The organism is [Flexibacter] sp. ATCC 35208 (assembly GCF_001975825.1).
Classification (GTDB): Bacteria; Bacteroidota; Bacteroidia; order Chitinophagales; family Chitinophagaceae; genus Chitinophaga.
Genome location: NZ_MTKN01000152.1, coordinates 1 through 3,476 on the forward strand (window position 1 = coordinate 1; position 3,476 = coordinate 3,476).

3 protein-coding genes are annotated in these 3,476 nt (G+C 43.6%); 1 reads left to right on the top strand and 2 read right to left on the bottom strand.

Features of this window, described 5'->3' with window-relative positions; genetic code table 11:
• Window positions 1-211 precede the first annotated feature (211 nt).
• Window positions 212-403: a hypothetical protein gene (locus BW716_RS34660; RefSeq protein WP_083730620.1), complete on the top strand. Its 192-nt coding sequence runs from the start codon at window positions 212-214 to the stop codon at window positions 401-403.
• A gap of 302 nt (window positions 404-705) precedes the next feature.
• Here the strand turns inward: BW716_RS34660 and BW716_RS37335 are convergent, their stop codons facing one another.
• Window positions 706-879, bottom strand: coding sequence for a hypothetical protein (locus BW716_RS37335; protein ID WP_179091414.1), 174 nt, complete (start codon window positions 877-879; stop codon window positions 706-708).
• 540 nt (window positions 880-1,419) lie between these two features.
• On the bottom strand, window positions 1,420-3,204 hold the full coding sequence (locus BW716_RS34665) for a hypothetical protein (protein ID WP_143709225.1): 1,785 nt from the start codon (window positions 3,202-3,204) through the stop codon (window positions 1,420-1,422).
• Window positions 3,205-3,476: the final 272 nt, after the last annotated feature.

Below are 3,476 nucleotides of genomic sequence, written 5' to 3' on the forward strand. Positions count from 1 at the left end.
CTATTTTCAAAGAAAAAAGCTATTTAACCGACTGTCGGACGTACATTTGGATCAATAAATTAGTTACTAAGGGATGTTACCTTTAAATAAGGCTGCCAACCGTCATAATCATAAAACTATCGATAGGTAAACCATGTGAGTTTTTAGTACTCAAAACATTAACAATAATCAGAATTTATGTTTGAGCAAAAATTGGAATTATGGGAGAAAAATGAGGCAGGCAATTACTATAAAATGGCCGTCATACAACATAGGTGTTCAGTTACAACCGGAAATCGCGTTAAACGATGTATTGACTGATTTTGGGAGCATGCCGTTAGAGCGTGATTCAGCAGGTCGCCTGTTGAGCGTACTGATCGACAGAGGTAGAAAAGCAGGGCTGAAAGTGGCCTTACACATGTAAAACGTAGATGCAGCCCTGAAAGGCTTAACGGAAAGGCAACGATTAAAAGCAGTTGTCCTGTCTATGGATAGAGAGAGCTTTATAAGCCGTAGCCCTGACACCACAATAAAATACAGCAAACAGAAATTGAGAGGACTGTTTGGCTTGTCTTAAGTAAAACTGTAGCTTATAGTTGTAGTTACACCTGGAAGTACCTTCGACAGACCTTAATAGCCTTTGGATAAATACCGAATCCTATAAGAAAACTAAGGTATTTTTCTCTTAGTAGAACACACCATTACTCAATGCGGTTTGTTGAATTGTCAATCACTTAGTGGGTATTGAATCACTATTGACACTGAAACAAGGTCGGACATAAATTCACTCACCAGCCTGTAACCGCTTATGCCATAGGTCATGAACCAGTTCAATCCTGTCACTGGTATACTCATACATAGCCCACTCTTCATCACTTCCCTCATTGAAATACTTGCCATAGGCTTCCGCTCCCTCTTTTAACCGCTCTAAATAAAGCTCATTCTCTGCATCGCCAATCAGCTCTAGTATGCACTATAATGTTATACAGGATCAACTCTTCCGGCACCACACCGTTAAATGAAGCCATCCTGAAACCATAGGCGTTCTCCCCTAACGTTGTAAAACAGATACGCTGGTATAAGGAAATGGCGGAGGGATGGAGTCAGAGTTGCCGATCAGTAGTTCTACGAAGACGTTATGCGCAAGCATCCCCTCCGTAAAAGCAAAGTCTAGATAAATACCAGAAGAAGCGAACTACAGCCGGGCATGGCTTTGTACAGCTCGCAACCAATATACCTGCCAGTAGTTCTTGTTTTGCAGAGTGTATTTTATTGAGTGGAACACGCATTGTACTGCATCAGCCCGTACCTGTTGACTATCTCAAAACGCTGGCAGGTTAGCAATGTTGCATCTTTCACCCAACTGCCATTATTTTTTATACCAGGCAAAGCCGACATCCTGTTCTTTTGGGCTCGTTCTGACGGGAAAGCAAAATAAACTTACCCTTTCTTCAAATAATTTACAGGATTTTTCCGGGCGATAAGGTCAAATTCCTGTGGCAATAATCCTCCCATCATATCGGCCAGCATATTCTTCTCCGATTTGTGGTTACGGACCACGAAGAAGTCGCTGCCATACAAGACCCGTGTTTGTAATATTGGGTGCTTCATTGTATGGCGCAACAGAGGCAATATCTCGAGGTCGCCGTGCAGGATATAACTAATGTCGGCGTATATGTTTGGATGTTGAAGCATGAGGCTACAGATGATACTGTACCAATCGGCGTTTTCCCAAATATCTATCGGCCTACCGGGTTTGAACTCCCCCTCCTCCGTTGTCAGGATCTCTATGCCTCGGTTAGGATTGTTGATCAACTGATGGCCATAGTTGTTGCGGTCCTGTTCGAAGAAGCGCTTCCATTCATCTTCTCCACCGAAATGTCCAAAGCAAAGCTTGAGGTGGCAGAGTCCGCGCTGCAGGAAACCTTTTTCCTCGTGCCTGGTTTCGCCCTTGCCTTGCGCTCCCATGTATACGGGCACTTTTTGAGTATGGTATCCAAACAATTGTTTTACCCGTGTATCCTTCGCTTTACCCACAGCCTCTGCCAGCAATGCTTCTTTGTAAAGTACCGCATAATTAAGCGGGTGGGTAAATATCTCCTGTACGTCCACCGGTTTCATCTGTGGCAGCATAAGCGGGGAGCCTTCAGCATGCCTGAATACTGGATGCCGGTCCCAATCTTTTTTCTTACTGCCCCGGTAATAGATCACGCCTCGAATGCAATGTGTCATGATAGGGATGCCATTGTCGGCCGCATATTTCCAGAGTGGCAGCAGTCGTTCGTCAAAAGGGTAATAACCCAGGGCCGGGTAGATCTTGAAGCCTGCAAAATCCTCCTTTTCGATATAGGTTTTGATCAAGCAGTCTTCCAGTACTACTTGATTATTTTCGATGCGGTATCTGAAGAACTTTTCGCCGTCTTCCTTCATTCGCCGAGGATCAATAAAGACAAAAGGATACACTTCCTCGTGGTTGCGCTTGATAGTCGCCAGCATTGACATTTGTTCATAGTAATCTCTGACAGGTCTGCCGGCATCCATATAGCGCATGTCCATTGGCAATACGATAAATTTGGTGCCGGGTGGATACTGCTTCTTTAATCGGTCATACACTCGGAATTGATCTTTGTAATTGGCAAAGCGGACGATGTTAGTATACCTGCCTAGGATAGCGAAAGTTTGCTTACCTGGTATCAGTTTTAAAAAAAGATTAGTGCTGCGCAGTATGGCGAAGAGGATGTTGCGCCCCAGGGGAAACAGCAGCAACAGAACGCAGAGCGCTACGAGTTTTACAAGCAAGTTGTCGGTGATAATGACAAAGGCTGTTTCCTGTAACCAGGAATACAAGCTAGTGGCCAGTTGAGCTAGCCAAGCAGGCACTTTCTCCAAGGCGGGTTGTACGATAGCGGTGTACTGGTCATAAAACACTGAGGCCAGCAGGTAAGTAACAAGGCTTGTTTTCAACAGCCGCAGGATGAAATACCGCTTCAAGGCGATCCGTATCGAGTACTGCGTACTTATAAATATGGGATACCAAGAAGTCTTGAATTTGATCTTATGTCGGATGTCGGTAAACCATTTCACGAGGCTAGCTAGCCAGTCAATCCGCAATAGAAAATGAAAAGGCCAGGGAAGGATCGATTTGGCCAGGTAAGGCGGCACATCCATGACCGTAAAAATATGTGTATGGCAATTGTAGATCGGGTCAATTGCTGGCTTGTTCATTATGCAGTTGTTTTAGTTTAAAATACTTAAAATTAAAGGATCGTGAGGAGTTTACCCACTGTGTTTTCACCCAAGTCATTAAGTTAGCACACAGTTATCTATAAGTCTTAGAACATGTTTAAAAATAAATCGGCGGGAAATTAGTTGAAAACGAATCGATCAATTAGTTTGGATTTACCAGAAACAAACTATGAGACCGAAGTACACATTATTGACCGATTCGCAATGGCAAAGTATAGAAAAATTATTAACAGACAAAAGAAAGCGTAAAT

What these genes read in the sequence shown, in the direction of transcription:
- BW716_RS34660 (WP_083730620.1), top strand. Translation starts at nt 212, where the DNA reads ATGAGGCAGGCAATTACTATAAAATGGCCGTCATACAACATAGGTGTT.
- BW716_RS37335 (WP_179091414.1), bottom strand. Translation starts at nt 879, where the DNA reads ATGGCAAGTATTTCAATGAGGGAAGTGATGAAGAGTGGGCTATGTATG.
- BW716_RS34665 (WP_143709225.1), bottom strand. Translation starts at nt 3,204, where the DNA reads ATGAACAAGCCAGCAATTGACCCGATCTACAATTGCCATACACATATT.